This is a genomic window from Aeromonas sp. DNP9, from assembly GCF_001728955.1.
GTDB classification, from domain to species: domain Bacteria; phylum Pseudomonadota; class Gammaproteobacteria; order Enterobacterales; family Aeromonadaceae; genus Aeromonas; species Aeromonas veronii.
In genome coordinates this window covers 1-14,706 of the sequence record NZ_LYSQ01000006.1, presented here as the reverse complement: position 1 = coordinate 14,706, position 14,706 = coordinate 1, and the positions used below count along the sequence as shown (strand labels likewise).

Sequence of the window (14,706 nt, the reverse complement as noted above, 5' to 3'; positions counted from 1 at the left end):
GTGAGTGAAGAGCGCTCGGAAGATAAAAGGGGAAATCAGTTGCTGGGTTGTTCGTTCAGCAGGGCATCGTGCTGACGCAGACCCAGTTTTTTGGCGTAGAACATCAGGATGATGAGCGACACCACGAAGGTAGCGGTGAGGTTGGAACCCTTGGCACCCATCAGGGCTACCAGACAGAAGACGCAGGCCACACCGGAGAAGATCATGGCGCCGATGCTGCGGGAGGTCATGCCTTCAAAACGGATCAGGTTAATGCTGGAGTAGAAGTAGGGCAGCATGGTCAGCAGCACCGCATCTGTGGTCAGCACGTTGAAGAGGTCGGCAGCGTGGGCAGACTGGGAGGTGAAGGCGGTCAGGCCAATCATCAGGGCAGTCATCTTCAGGGAGCCCAGGATCAGACCCTTCTTGGCCACGCCGTTCTTGTCCACTTCGCCGTAGATTTTCGGGAAGTTGCCGTCGTTGGCGGCACGCTTGCCCGCCTCGCCCACCAGCATCATCCAGGAACCGAGCGAGGTGAAGCAGGCCAGGGCGGTGAAGGCAGAGACGAACGGAGCAGACCAGCTACCGAAGATGGCGGAAGAGGCCATGGCAAACGGGGCGCCGGAAGCAGCCACTTCACCGGCCGGGAACATGCCGCTGATCACCTGGGTAGAGAGGATGTAGATAACACCCGCGATACCGGTACCCAGCATGGTAGCGAGCGGTACGGTGCGCTTGGGGTTCTTCACCATGCCGGAAGAGACGGCGGCAGATTCAACACCGACGAAGGACCAGAGGCAGATCAGCACGGCACTGATGACCGCATGCAGGTCGCTGCCGCTGGTGGTGTTCCAGTTCTGGCTGTAGACAGTGGCATCAAAATGACCCCAACCCATCACCGCAGTACCGACCACCGGCAGCAGGATCAGCACCAGACCCAGAGTACAGAGTCGGCTCACCCAGCTACCGCCAAGCAGGTTGACGAAGGTGAAGATCCAGACGGCAGCGATGGTGGCTGCGGCGGCCGGGATCGGGCTGTTGAGGATGGGGAAGAAGACGGAGAGGTAGGAGACACCGGTAATGGCGATGGCCAGGTTACCGATCCAGTTGGCGTGGTAATAAAGCACACCAGTCTGGAAACCGAACACCGGAGAGATCTCGCCAGCGTAAGCAATGGGGCCACCCTCTTGCGGGTTCTTGGTAGCAAGGCGGGCGAAGACAAAGGCGAGGCCCATGGCGCCTACCAGACAGATTGCCCAGCTAAAGACAGAGATGGAGCCGATGGTGGCCAGTGCCGAAGGCAGCAGCGCAATACCACTCCCCATCATGTTGCCGGCCACCACACCTGTACAGGCGATAAGGCCAATCTTCTTGCTCGTATCTAGGGACATAAGATCTCCGGTTCTATAAAAGGTCGGGTCGTCACATACACATTTGGCGGAACGCCCCGCCAAAGAATGGGCACAGACTAGGCCTCTCGTCCCCGAAAAACATAAGGAGCAGCTAACGGATAAAAATATGAGGCAACTTTTTTTACCCTCCTCGCCAACAAGATAAAAAACCTTTAAAAACAGCGAATTAATTATTTCCCACCAAGCTTTCTTGATAAAACCTTGATATCCGGCAGCCCGTATTTTCGCCTTGACAACCCCTTTATCTCGCCGTCTTGATATTTTTCCCGCGATAACCCCGGGATAAAGGGGTTCGCACAGAGCCGCCCCGCTCTCGCCCGCCCTGCCCATCTCATCGACCCGGCCAATCCCATCGCCGTCAGTGCCATCTGCTATGCAATTTACCCTCCCCCTGAATGACAACAGCTCTGCCTATCCGGGGTCATCGGCTCGCTCAATTCGCTGTTGGCAACCCGTGCAGCGCCATGGCCACACACGCCAAAAGACGTAATCGGAAGAAGTTCGCTCCGGTTGGACATTGCTGGAGGCATGGAAATGCAGGAACGCAGGAACGCAGGAACGCAGGAACGCAGGAACGCAGGAAATGGATGATGCGAAGAAACGCCAAAAACAAGCGGTATGCCCGGCACAGTTCACCTGAAGATCACCCGGGGTAACTCACCACGATATGGTGTGCAGAGCTCCTCTTTTCAGGAGTAGCAAGCCTGATAAAAGGCGGCCAGAAACGGCTCAGGCCACCCGAAGGTGGCCTGAGCGAAGAGCCAGATGTCATGCCGGCAGCAACAAAGGGCGCGGAATTAGAAGAGCTTCACCTTGCTCTGACCCAGTGCATCGAACAGCGCCGGAGTGAGGGTCTCCATATTGCTGTAGAAACCGAGCTGCTGGCAGAGCAGATAGGTCTGCTCGGTTGCCTCCATCAGGAAGGCCTGACTGTAGGCATCCCCCGCCGCCTCGGGGCGACCGTCCAGCTCCGCCAGCTTGCCCTGCAGTATGTAGTAGAGCACCGAGCGGCCGCGACTCGCCGCCTTCTCCAGCAGATAGTTGGCCTGCTGTTGCTGGCCGTTGAGGATCGCCTGCAGGGTCAACGCCTCCCACACCCGGGATGGCAGGGCGCCGCCATTTTGCACCACGCGGGCGAGATGGGTTCCCACCTCCTGCAGTCGCTCGCTCTCGGATTGCCCCGCCAGGGTGGCCAGCACCTCACCGGCTAGATAGCGCTCCGCCAGCAGCAGCGGCTGATCAGGCTGGAGCGCCAGCGCCTCTTCGAGCAGCTCGATACCACGCTTGAGGGCGACCGGATCCCGGCTGTTGGTGTAGTAGTGAGCCTCCATCATCGCCATCAGGGAGGCGTCATCGGTCGGCCACCCCATGCCCGGCTCGGCATCCGGCTGGTCGAGGGCGCGCAGCAGATCCTGACTGCTCTCCTGCAGCACGCCGTGCACGTTGTGGCGACTGAGCTGGTACTGATGGCTGAACAGCACCCGGTTGGTGTTGATATTGCGATACTCCAGATCGAGATAGGTGCCGCGCGGCTGGCGGGTGACCCGCACGCTCAGCTCCTTGCCGGGCATGATGCCCCCCATCAGAGTGGTGGCGCCGTACTGCACCCGCAGCGGCGTAGCCACGGCCACTTCCCCCATCAGGGCTCGGGTAATGCCATCGGCGAGGCGCACGTTCTCGTTGTTGTCATCCATGCCGGAGTGAAAGCGGAACACCAGCAGATTGGGATCCAGCATGGCGTGTACCTGGGGGCTGGTGTGCTGGTAGCTGAGCATGCTGACAATGGCGATCAGCACGATGGCAACGAAGATATCGAAACTCACCATCTTCCAGCGGCTGCGGGCATCCTTGGCGTGGGTGGAGATGGCGCGGGTCAGGGGCCCGGCGGGAAAAGGGGCAACATTGGGCTGTGCATCATCCTGCTCAGCCGCAGGCGGGCTCAGATCGGAGAGAGTCGGGTTGTCTGAGAGAACGGTATTGACCGCGGGCGCGGGCTGCTCGTCCGCCATCACCACGGAAACCACCTGCAGCGGCCGTACCGGTGCCACCAGCTTGTAGCCGCGCTTGGGCACGGTGACGATATAGTCGGTCGCATCGGTGCGACCATCTTTGAGGATCTTGCGCAGTTCGAAGATGGACTGGGTCACCACCTGATCGGTTACCTCGGCGCCATCCCACACCTCGTTGATCAGGGCATCGCGGCCAAACACAGTGCCGGCATTATGGGCCAGAAACCGCAACAGGTTGACCAGTCTGGGTTCGAGGTAGACCTCGCGGTCGGGGCGACACAACATGTTGTCGTCAACGCTCAGGGTCCAGTCGTGGATCTCAAAAACCGATTCGCTCATGATTCACTCGCTGCAGATGGTGACAATGCACGATGAGAGAGACGCAAAACCCGGGCTGACTGAACGGAACAAGGCGCTATCACCACAGGTGACAGATAAAAAGAGAACCGAAGCAATCACATCTCTGAGAGTCAGTCTGGCCAGGCCATCCTGTTTACGTCTGAAGGGCATCCTTGCGGGCATTCCGACCACCGGGATCGGAAGGGATCACTTTAAGCAAAACGCGAGCTGGATCCCACTTTTTTTGGCTATAAATCGCCGTTGAGTTGATCCGACACCGCACTTTTCGGCAAATAGCGTGCCAACTAGTATTCATATGAATATCCCATATGCCGTAATCAAAAAGCCCTGAACATCAGGGCTTTCTCATTTCTTCGACCATCGGGGAGATGTTACTTCGCCAGCGGGAGCGCATCCTGCTGACGACTGCGGCGCAGATGACGCCGCCACAACGAGAAGCCGCCGTAGCCAAGACTCAGCACCACCGCATAGAGCACCTGAGTGGCAAGCGCTACCAGCACCAGAGCGCAGAGCAGCACGCTTATCCCCGCCAGCCCCTTGCCCACCCCGCCGAGCAGGCGCCAGCCCGCCGCCATGCAGAGCAGGTAGACCAGCACGAAGTTGCCGTTGGCGTAGCGGATCAGCTCATCGAGCGGCAGTCGCAACCAGATGATCAGGGTGATGCAGAGCAGGCAGATGGCAAGCACCAGGCCGAGCGCCCGCAGCGGCGCGCCGCGCGCGGTGAGCACGGCCAGCGAGGGGGGCAGCTTGCCTTCCCGTGCCATGCTCCAGATCAGCCGGGCAAAGCCCTGAATGTAGATGTTGATGCTGGCAAAACAGGAGAGGTAGCCGAGCACCGCCACCAGCCACTTGGCGGTGGGGCCGAACAGCAGCGCCAGCAGGGAGGGGATGGCGGTGGCGTTTTTCGCCTCATCGCCGTAGAGCCCATATTTGAGCACCACCAGCGAGTGGATCCAGTAGATAAGCCCCGCCAGCAGCACCCCGCCAAGCAGAGCGATGGGGTAGTCCCGCTCCGGCCGCTTGAACTCCTCCCCCATATGGGCGAAGGCTTCCAGCCCGACGAAACACCAGAACATCACCGCCAACGCGGTGGCCATGGCAGGCCACTCGTCCGCGCTCGGCAGCGGCCGGGCCGCATCGCGCCAGCTCACCTCTCCCTTGAACCAGATAAGCAGGGTGAGCCCCAGAATAGCCAGAGCTATCAACAGCTGCAGGTTGCCGGAGGAGCGCGCCCCGCGCAGCCCCAGCAGGAATACCCCGAGCAGGGTGAGCAGCTGGATGGCCCAGAGGGTCCACTCCCCCATCTCGAACAGGGCGTGCCAGAAGCCGGCGGCAATCATCAGGGCGGCAGGCAGCCCCACCGGCAGCACCGCCAGAAAGAGGAAGGCGGAGAAGCGCTCAGCGCCGTTGCCAAAAGCGAGGCCGATCAGGTGCGGCGCGCCGCCCGCATGGGGATAGCGACGGCCGAGGCGAGCGAAGGTAAAGGCGATGGGCAGCACCAGCGCAATCAGCAGCAACCAGGCCCAGAGCGAGGCCCCGCCCGCCAGCGAGGCGGCAGTCGCCGGTACCACGAAGATCCCGGTGCCGAGCAGCGAGGTGGCGAGCAGCCCCATCCCCTGCCAGAGCCCGAGATCCTTTTTCAACCCAGACATATCCTTTTGTCCTGACTAAAAAAACATCCCGCCATGTTAGGCCTGCTCCGCCCCTTTGTTAAGTACGATGGTTAAGCGCGGTGGCGAGAATATGCAGCCTTTTATTCAGGCTCGCTCTCAGCTTGCAGGGATTCGGCCAGAAAATCCCCCAGCAGGGTGATCTTGAGCACCTGCCGCCGCGCCGCCGGATAGATGAAGTAGAGGGTCTTGGCCGGGCTCTGATAGCGGCCAAGCAGCGGCAGCAGACGCCCCGCAGCGATATGGTCACGCACCTGTTCGGCAGGCTGCAAGGTGATGCCAGCCCCCGAGAGCGCCGCCGTCAACAAGGCTGGCCAGTGATTGATGCGCAGGCGCGAGACAACCCGCACCTCCTCGCTCTGGCCATCCTCACCGACAAACTGCCAACGCTCGTGCTCGCCCCAGTTGCCGTGCAGGCACTGGTGGTGAGCGAGATCGGCCGGATGACGGGGCACGCCGTGGTGATTGAGGTAGTCGGGCGCCGCGCAGAGGCGGTAGTGCTGGGTCAGCAGCGGACGGGCAATCAGCGCCTCATCCTGCGGGCGCAGGGTGCGGATGGCGGCGTCGAACCCCTCCTCCACCAGATCGACCCAGCGGGGGGTGAGCTGCAGATCCAGATCCAGCTTGGGGTAGCGGTCGAGAAAAGCGGGCAGCAGCGGCACCAGCCGGTGATGGCCAAAGCTGAGGGGGGCGGCGATGCGTAGCCGTCCGGCCGGCTCGGCCAGCAGATTCTGGGTGAGCGACTCGGTCAGTGCCAGCTCCTCCAGTACCCGCTGGCAGCGGGACAGAAAAAGCTGGCCCAGCTCGGTGAGGGTCTGCTGGCGGGTGGTTTTGTGAAACAGCTTGCCCCCCAGCCACTGCTCCAGCCCCAGCACATGCTTGCCCACCATCTGGGCGCTGATCCCCTCTTCGCTCGCCACCGCGCTGTAGGAGCCGAGATCCACTACCCGGGTGAAGATTCGCATGCTGGTCAATCGGTCCACAACCCCTCCTTTTTGCCCGTTTCAAGGCCGTTTGGCCCGCGACAAGGGCCCTAATTCACAACCAAAAGTTTAGTAAGAAATGGATTTTAGCCAATTTATTTAATTTTTGGTTACCAATACAGTGATGCCGTCCCTTCCCCACAGGATAAATTCCCATGAAAAGCACCTATCTGGCCGCCCTGCTGGTCGGTCTGCTGGCCAGCGGCGCCAGTCAGGCCGCCGAGAGCAGCTTTATCAGCAACCACGACCATGCCCCAGCCTCAGCAACTCAAGCCCAGCCCGATATCTTTCGGGTCAGCCTGCTCGGCACCGGCACTCCGGTACCCCAGATCAGTCGGGGCGGTTACAGCACTCTGGTCGAAGCGGGCAACCAGAAGCTGGTGTTCGATTTTGGCCGCAACTCCACCACCCGATTGTGGCAGTTGCATATTCCCATCGGCCGGGTCAACGCCTTCTTCCTCACCCACTTTCACTCCGACCACACCAACGGGCTGGCGGATCTCTGGCTGACCGGCTGGCTGCAACCAGCCTATGGCCAGCGCCACGCGCCGATGGAACTCTACGGCCCCAAAGGCACCACAGCTCTCGCCCGTGGCTTGCAGCAGGCCTACGCCACCGACATCGCCACCCGGGTCAAGGATGAGGGAACGCCGCTGGACGGGGTGGAGATCAACAGCCACGAGGTCACCGCCGGGGTGGTCTACAACCATGACGGGGTCAAGGTAACCGCCTTTGACAACGACCACGGGGTCAACATCAAGCCGTCATTCGGCTATCGCATCGACTATCACGGCCACAGCGTGGTGCTCTCCGGCGATACCCGCTACAGCCCCGAAGTGGTGAAGCAGGCCAAAGGGGCCGACCTGCTGGTGCACTGCGTCTCCATGACCTCTGCCGAGCAGATGAAGGCCAACCCGGGCTACAAGGCGATCGCCGGACACCTCGCCTCCCCCGAGCAGGCCGCCCGCGTTCTGAACGAAGCCAGACCGGCCCTGACCGTGTTCAGCCACATCGGGCTCAACGGCAAGATCACGGTCAAAGATCTGGCGCAGGATCTGCGCGCCCGCTACTCGGGCCCCTTTGTCATCGGCAACGACCTGATGCAGATTGATCTGCCTACCACGGCCTCCGGCAAGGGCTATGCCCTCTGGCAGTCGGAGAATATCGACAACAAATAGAGGCACGGATGCCGGTCAGCCATGGCCGGCATCCGCAATCGACACCGGGGGCTATCTTTAAGGGGTGTTTGACCACAAGGAGTTATCTCTATGAGCCTGAAATGGAAGCACCTCGCCCTGGCCACTCTTCCCTTGTTCGGCATGTCGGCCGCTCAGGCGGCAGTATTGACCAGCCTTGAATGGCCCCCTTACACCAGCGCCAGCCTCCCTGAACAGGGCAAGAGCAGTCAGGTGGTGACCGCAGCCTTTGCCCTGGCTGGCGACCCGCTGACCATCAAGTTCTATCCCTGGCAACGGGCCGTGGACGAGGCGACCAACAACCCAGAGGTGCTGGGCTACTTCCCCGAGTATCTTGATCCCAAGAGCAGTTGCCTCTTCTCCGACCCCATAGGTAACGGCCCTCTCGGGTTTGCCCAGCGAGCCGATCAGCCGGTCACCTGGCAGAGCCTTGATGACCTCAAGGGCAAGAAAATTGGTGTCGTCACCGGCTATGTGAATACCACCGAGTTCGACGAAAAAGTGGCCAGCAAGGCGCTCTCGGCCGATGCCACCAGCTCCGACAGCCAGAACCTGCTCAAGCTCGGCAACGGTCGGCTCGATCTGGCGGTCATCGACCAGAATGTGATGACCTATCTGCAGGAGAGCGATCCCCAACTCAAGGACGTTGCCGCCAACCTCGGCTTCAACGGCAAGATCCTCGAGGACAAATCCCTCCACGTCTGCTTTACCAACTCCGCCAAGGGGAAAGAGGCGCGGGACAAATTCAACAAGGCGCTGGCCAGCGACGAGGTGAAGAAGCTGATGAAGTAGCGATACCGCATCCGCTCAGCGCCCCAAACAGCCATAAAAAAAAGCCGCCTCTTGCGAGGCGGCTTCTTCATTCAACTTGGTAACCGGTGTTATCAGGCAATCAGCTTGTAGATGATACCGGACATGGCGATCAGGCCGATGATGGTCACGAAGCCGTTGCTGATGTTGCCAGCGTATTTGCGCATGGCCGGAACCTTGGTGATGGCGTACATCGGCATCAGGAACAGCAGCATTGCGATGATCGGGCCGCCCAGGTCTTCAATCATGCCGAGGATGCTCGGGTTGATGGTAGCGATGGCCCAGGTGGTCAGGATCATGAACACGGCAGTGACTTTGTTCAGTTGCTTGGTGTCAACGTTCTTGCCCTTCTCGCGCAGCGCCTTGGCCATCAGGCCGTTCATGCCCTCTTGCGCACCCAGGTAGTGGCCCAGGAAGGATTTGCTGATGGCAACCATGGCGATCAGCGGAGCCACAGTACCGATAACCGGGTTATCGAAGTGGTTGGCCAGGTAGGACAGGATGGAGATGTTCTGTTCTTTGGCAGCAGCCAGGTCAGCCGGGGAGAGGCTCAGTACGCAGCTGAATACGAAGAACATAACGGTCATCACCATCATGACGTGGGCGCCCAGCAGGATGTTGCTGCACTTCTTCTCGGCACCTTCACCGTAACGACCTTTGTTGTCCACCGCGAAGGAGGAGATGATCGGGGAGTGGTTGAAGGAGAACACCATTACCGGGATAGCCAGCCACAGGGTCTTGATGAAGTCACCGTTGAAGGCGTCGGACAGGGCCGGAGCTTCAGTGATGATGGCACCGTTCCAGTGCGGGATCAGGTAGAACGCCAGACCCATCAGGGTGAGCACGAACGGGAATACCAGCACGCTCATCGCTTTGACGATAACCTGGCCGCCCAGACGAACAACCGCCATCAGACCGAGGATCAGGGCCAGTGACAGAACGGCACGGGGAGGTGCAGACATGCCCAGCTGGTGGACAATCACGCTCTCGACGGTGTTGGTGATGGCGACTGAATACATCAGCACGATCGGGTAGATGGCAAAGAAGTAGAGCAGGGTGATGAATTTGCCTGCGGTCTTGCCGAAGTGCTCTTCTACTACTTCAGTGATGTCGCCATCACGGGTAGAGCCGGACAGCACGAAGCGGGTCAGACCACGGTGAGCAAAGAAAGTCAGCGGCAGCGCCAGGATCAACATGGCAACCAGCGGCCACAGGCCACCTACACCGGCGTTGATTGGCAGGAAGAGCACACCGGCACCGATCGCGGTACCGTACAGACCCAGCATCCAGACCACATCGGCCTTGTTGACGCCGCGGGAGGTGTTGCTGGCTAAACGACCATCAGCTGCAATATTCATGTCAGACATACGTTGTTCCTGTCATCTAGGAAAATGGGATTCTTGTTTGGTCGGGCCTTGGCCCGGTTCCATCTCCCTGGAACGCCTGCTGTCCGTCCTTGATAATAACCTCTCGCCCCCCGGCAACCTGGCCATCACTCCTTGTGACAACAGGATTGCAACAAACAACAGTGCGAGATTTTGACCCTGAGGGTCGGCGCCCGTCTCACTTAACAACCGATTAACGTGCGCCACTCTTGATGGGCTGACTTTAATTAAATGCCCTTATTAATCACAGCGTTTTTTTGAATTAATCAACCAAAGTTTGATTTTGGTCGCCTTTCGGACGACCAAGATCACACTCAAAGCGCCTTATTGTGAGTTTTTTTTAACAATTCAACTTAGTTTCACTGGAATCAATGGCCTGCGAGCAGCTACATATTTGCAACAAGCCACCCATTTAGCGCGGATTGTGTGCAGCACAGCCTTGGCGTACCCTTGTGACTCACGCCTTTTTGTTGATTGATGATGACCATTACCCGTACCGATCTCGCCGAACTGGCGGTGTTTGCCGCCGTCGCCCGTCACCGCAGTTTCAGCAAGGCCGCCCTCGAGCTCGGGGTCTCCGCCTCCGCCCTCAGCCATAGCCTGAAGGGGCTGGAAGCAAGGCTGGGGGTGCGGCTGCTCAACCGCAGCACCCGCGCCGTGGTGCCGACCGAAGCGGGCCAGCGGCTGCTCAAGCAGCTGCTCCCCACCCTCAATACTCTTGAAGAGGCGCTTTGCGAGCTTGCCCGCAACAGCGATGAACCGGTGGGAAGGCTCAAGCTCTGCGCCCCCCGCGGCGCCATCGACAGCCTGCTGGCACCTGTGCTGATCGACTATCTGGCCCGTTATCCGCGGATGCAGGTGGAGGTAGTGGAGCAGGAGCTGATGCCCCGGCTGATTGAAGATGGTTACGATGCCGCGCTCTTTTATGGGGATCTGCTGCCCAAGGAGATGATCGGCATCCCCCTCGGCCCGCCCCAGCGCTATCTGGTGGTGGGCTCCCCGGCCTATCTGGCGGAGCACGGTACGCCAGAGCACCCGAGCGAGCTGAGTCGCCACGCCTGCATCGGCTATCGCCTCACCCCGCACCACCACTATCGCTGGGCCTTTGCCGCCGACGGCACCATGCTGGAGATCGAAGTGACCGGGCCGCTCACCACCAGCACCCCGGCCCTCTATCTGGGCGCCGCCGAGGCGGGGCTGGGACTGGCCTACTGTCTGGAAGAGGAGGTGAGCCAAAAAGTCGCGGAAGGGAAACTGCTCACAGTGCTGGAGCCCTGGTGCCCTACCTTTGCCGGCTTTTACCTCTTCTATCCCAGTCGGCATCAACTGGGCAGCGGCCTGCGCATCCTGATCGACATGCTCAAGGCTCACTATCAAAACCCCGGATTAGTGAGCAATACTCAGCAATTCATCAAGTGAAACCCTGATTATCACCAAATAAGTATTAATCTAGACTAGCTGTTCGATAATCGAACTCCCCGAGAGAACAGATATGTCTGCCTATTTAACACTGCGGCAACGGGCCATGACCCGTCGCTTCTGGGCTTACGCCCTCCCCTCCATTCTTGCCATGCTGGTCTCGGGGGCCTACTACCTCATCGACGGCATCTTCGTCGGCCACTATGTCGGCGCCGCTGGCCTCGCCGGGATCAACCTGGTCTATCCGGTCATCATGGTGCTGATCGGTCTGGCCGCCATGATCAGCATGGGGGCGGCCACCGCCATCTCCTTCCAGCAAGGGGCGAAAAACGACACGCTGGCCCGTCAGGCGCTGGTCAACGCCCTCTGGCTGCTGGCCGGTCTCGGGGTAGTTGCGCCGGTGCTGCTCTATTACACCCACACCGATATCCTGCTCGGGCTGGGGATTGAACAGGGCACCGAGACCTGGAAACAGGCGAGCGACTACCTCACCTGGATTGGCGGCGGTACCCTGCTGCTGGCCAGCAATCTGGCGGTGCCCTATCTGCTGCGCAACGATGGCCGCCCGAAGCTGGCCATGGTGCTGGTGAGCAGCGGCGCCGTGCTCAATATCATCCTCAACTACATCATGGTGGGTCGGCTGGGGCTGGGACTAATCGGGACCGCGCAAGCCACCCTGATGGCAGAGGGTGCGGTGAGCCTGATCGGCCTTGGCTACTTCTTTACCCCCTGGGCGCGGCTGCGCCTCAGCTGGCGGGATCTGGTGCCCAACCTCCCCGCCATGCCGCACCTGCTCTTTACCGGCCTGCCGAGCCTGATTGCCCAGTTCAACCTCGGCCTGCTGCTGATGCTGCACAACAGCCAGCTGATGGTGTATGGCAATGTGAAGGATCTGGCGGGCTTTACCGTAGCCGGTTACACCGAAGCGGTCTTTATCGTCATCCTGCAGGGGCTCGCCTTCGGCATTCAGCCGCTCATCAGCAAGGCAGCAGGGGCCAAGCGCCATCGCAACCTCAAGTACCTGATGGAGATGGGGCTCAAGTTCACCTTTATCTATGGCATGCTGGTGTGGCTCACCATCCAGCTGCTGCCGGGACAGGTCGCCATGCTCTATACCGGCAATCAGGATCCCGAGCTGCTGGCCGCTGCCATCAGCAGCCTGACCCTCAACCTCGGCGCCATTCCGCTGGAGGGGATCATCATGTTCGGCATAGTGCTGCTGCAATCCATGGCGCGTACCCGTCAGGCGCTGGTCATCTCCATCGCCAAAACCGTGTTGCTGCTGCCGCTCATCTTCCTGCTGCCACAACTGTGGGGGCGTGATGGGGTGCTGATGGCCCAGCCCGCGACCGTGCTGCTGCTCACCCTGCCGCTCTGCTGGCTGCTGTGGCGCGAGTGGCTGCGCCTGAAGATGGCCTGCGCACCAAAAGCCAAACACCGCCCACAACCGGCCCGCGCACGCGCCGCCGTCCAGCTGGCCCGTTAAGGCCACCCATCCCGCGTAGCAATAAAAAACCGGCATCATTGATGCCGGTTTTTGCTATATGGGCGGGTCTGCTTGCGCTGACACAACAAGCCAGGCCAACACCGCTGCCCACACTTATGCCAATACTTCTGGCCTGAGCTGGGCCATCAGCCCCGGGTTGTCGGAGTAATCCACCGGGATCGCCACCACAGCTGGCCCCTCCACCGCCAGTGCGGCCCTCAGGGTGGCGCGAAGCTCGTCGGCCGAGCGCACCGCAAACCCGGCCGCCCCGAACGATTCGGCATAGCGTTTGAAGTCGATGGGGCCAAAAGAGACGCCGGAGGTGCGGCAATACTTCTGCTGCTCCTGCATCGCCACCATGTTGTAGCCGTTATCGACCCAGATGATGTGAACGATATTGCTCTTGAGCCGCACCGCCGTCTCCAGCTCCATGCTCGACTGCATGAAGCTGCCATCCCCCGATACCGAGATCACCTTCTCACCCGGCCGCACCAGCGCCGCACCGATGGCCCACGGCAGTGCCACCCCCATGGTCTGCTGACCGTTGGAGATCAACACCTGACGAGCACGGAAGCTGTAGAGGTAGCGGGCAATCCAGATGTGGAAGCTGCCCATGTCGACGCAGAGGGTCATGTCATCGCGCACCAGATCCTGCAGCTCGCGCACGATACGCAAGGGGTGAACCGGATTGCCGTGCAGATCGTCGGCCCGCATTGCCAGTCGCAGCCGCTGCTGGCGCACCCCTTGCAGCAGCCGATCCACCTCGGGGGGACGGATTTTCGGATTGCCCATGATGCGGGTCAGCTGCAACAGGTTGGCCCGGATCGACCCCACCAGCTCGGCGGTCGGGCAGTAGCTGCTGTCGATATCGGCGGGCAGCACGTCGATATGGAGGATGCGCCGCTCCCTGTCGCCATTCCACAGCACGGGGTCGTACTCGATGGGGCTGTAGCCGATGCAGATCACCAGATCGGCCCCAGCCAGCAGCTGATCCCCCGGCTGGTTGTTAAACAGCCCCACCCGTCCGGCAAAATCATCGAAGTGGCAGCTGTCCACCACCCCGGCAGCCTGATAGGTACCGGTCACCGGCAGCCGCGCCTTGTCGAGGAAGGCACGCACTGCCTCGGCATTTTCCGGCCGGCTCGCCATCAGGCCGAGCAGCACCACCGGATTCTCGGCGTTACGCAGCAGGGTCAATGCCTGCTCCATATTCTGCTCATCGGCGCAGCCCGGCTCCGGCACCTCGCGTGGCACCAGCACATTCCCCTTCACCGGCTTGTTGATGATGTCCATCGGCAGGCTGACAAACGCAGCCCCCGGCCGTCCCAGCTCGGCGGCGCGAAAGGCGTTGGCCATCACTTCCGAAATTGCCGCCCCACTGTTGACCTGGGCGCTGAACTTGGTGACCGGACGGCAGAGGTTGACCGTATCCATGCTCTGATGAGTGAGCTTGAGGCCGTCGGCACGGCGCACCGCACCGCCCAGCGCCACCATGGGGTCCCCCTCCGAGGTGGCAGTCGCCAACCCGGTAATGAGGTTGGAGCAGCCGGGGCCCGAGGTGACCAGCGCCACCCCCGCCTTGCCGGTGAGACGCCCCACGGCGGCCGCCATAAAGGCGGCGTTCGCCTCGTGGCGCACCACTATGGTCTCGATGGGGGAGTCCTCCAGCGCATCGAACACCCGGTCAATCTTGGCACCCGGGATCCCGAACACCTGCTTGACCCCTTGCGCCTCCAGATGACGAACCACCAGCTCGGCACCGCACTTCCACTGTCTATTTTCCATGATATTGCTCCTTGTCTATCAGCCTTCGGCGGCCTGAATGGCGCGATCGAGATCGGCGGGGTTGAGGTCGGCCTGCCGGAAAGCGGGATCCGATGGCAGGGCCAGATTGAGGTGACGCACCACAGAAAGTCGCAGGGTGCCGTGGGCCATGGTGTAGTCGAGCAGATGGCCACCCCCCTTGCGATCGGCGGTGATCATGTGTTCGTGAAAAC

The 14,706-nt window shown here is 60.8% G+C and carries 11 protein-coding genes; 4 read left to right on the top strand and 7 right to left on the bottom strand.

Annotated elements, in window-relative coordinates; genetic code table 11:
• Positions 1-35: 35 nt before the first annotated feature.
• The 4 genes from cadB to A9G06_RS05410 all read right to left on the bottom strand — a co-directional run bounded on the left by cadB (position 36) and on the right by A9G06_RS05410 (position 6,413).
• A complete protein-coding gene (gene cadB / locus A9G06_RS05430; RefSeq protein WP_069554518.1) occupies positions 36-1,370 on the bottom strand; it encodes a cadaverine/lysine antiporter in 1,335 nt (444 codons plus the stop codon).
• 818 nt (positions 1,371-2,188) lie between these two features.
• On the bottom strand, positions 2,189-3,739 hold the full coding sequence (gene cadC / locus A9G06_RS05425) for a lysine decarboxylation/transport transcriptional activator CadC (protein WP_069554517.1): 1,551 nt from the start codon (positions 3,737-3,739) through the stop codon (positions 2,189-2,191).
• Between the two features lie 392 nt (positions 3,740-4,131).
• Positions 4,132-5,412 carry an L-methionine/branched-chain amino acid transporter gene (yjeH, locus tag A9G06_RS05415; RefSeq protein WP_069554515.1) on the bottom strand — a complete coding sequence of 427 codons (1,281 nt, stop codon included), beginning with the start codon at positions 5,410-5,412 and terminating at the stop codon, positions 4,132-4,134.
• Between the two features lie 101 nt (positions 5,413-5,513).
• Positions 5,514-6,413, bottom strand: coding sequence for a LysR family transcriptional regulator (locus A9G06_RS05410; protein WP_069554514.1), 900 nt, complete (start codon positions 6,411-6,413; stop codon positions 5,514-5,516).
• A 155-nt stretch (positions 6,414-6,568) separates the two neighbouring features.
• Between A9G06_RS05410 and A9G06_RS05405 the strand changes: the two genes are divergently transcribed.
• Complete coding sequence (locus tag A9G06_RS05405) at positions 6,569-7,591, top strand: MBL fold metallo-hydrolase (RefSeq protein WP_069554513.1); 1,023 nt, start codon at positions 6,569-6,571, stop codon at positions 7,589-7,591.
• Between the two features lie 90 nt (positions 7,592-7,681).
• On the top strand, positions 7,682-8,401 hold the full coding sequence (locus tag A9G06_RS05400) for an ABC transporter substrate-binding protein (RefSeq protein WP_069554512.1): 720 nt from the start codon (positions 7,682-7,684) through the stop codon (positions 8,399-8,401).
• Between the two features lie 92 nt (positions 8,402-8,493).
• Here the strand turns inward: A9G06_RS05400 and A9G06_RS05395 are convergent, their stop codons facing one another.
• Positions 8,494-9,786 (bottom strand): HAAAP family serine/threonine permease, encoded by a 1,293-nt coding sequence (locus A9G06_RS05395; protein ID WP_005338498.1) that lies wholly within the window; start codon positions 9,784-9,786, stop codon positions 8,494-8,496.
• Between the two features lie 498 nt (positions 9,787-10,284).
• Between A9G06_RS05395 and A9G06_RS05390 the strand changes: the two genes are divergently transcribed.
• Together A9G06_RS05390 and A9G06_RS05385 are read left to right on the top strand one after the other, a co-directional pair.
• A complete protein-coding gene (locus tag A9G06_RS05390) occupies positions 10,285-11,223 on the top strand; it encodes a LysR family transcriptional regulator (RefSeq protein ID WP_042055187.1) in 939 nt (312 codons plus the stop codon).
• 73 nt (positions 11,224-11,296) lie between these two features.
• Positions 11,297-12,709, top strand: coding sequence for an MATE family efflux transporter (locus tag A9G06_RS05385; protein WP_069554511.1), 1,413 nt, complete (start codon positions 11,297-11,299; stop codon positions 12,707-12,709).
• A gap of 114 nt (positions 12,710-12,823) precedes the next feature.
• Here A9G06_RS05385 and alsS read toward each other — a convergent pair whose 3' ends face one another.
• Together alsS and A9G06_RS05375 are read right to left on the bottom strand one after the other, a co-directional pair.
• Positions 12,824-14,494 carry an acetolactate synthase AlsS gene (alsS, locus tag A9G06_RS05380; RefSeq protein ID WP_069554510.1) on the bottom strand — a complete coding sequence of 557 codons (1,671 nt, stop codon included), beginning with the start codon at positions 14,492-14,494 and terminating at the stop codon, positions 12,824-12,826.
• A gap of 18 nt (positions 14,495-14,512) precedes the next feature.
• A partial coding sequence (locus tag A9G06_RS05375; RefSeq protein ID WP_171903378.1) for an acetolactate decarboxylase occupies positions 14,513-14,706 on the bottom strand: 194 nt, incomplete at its 5' end.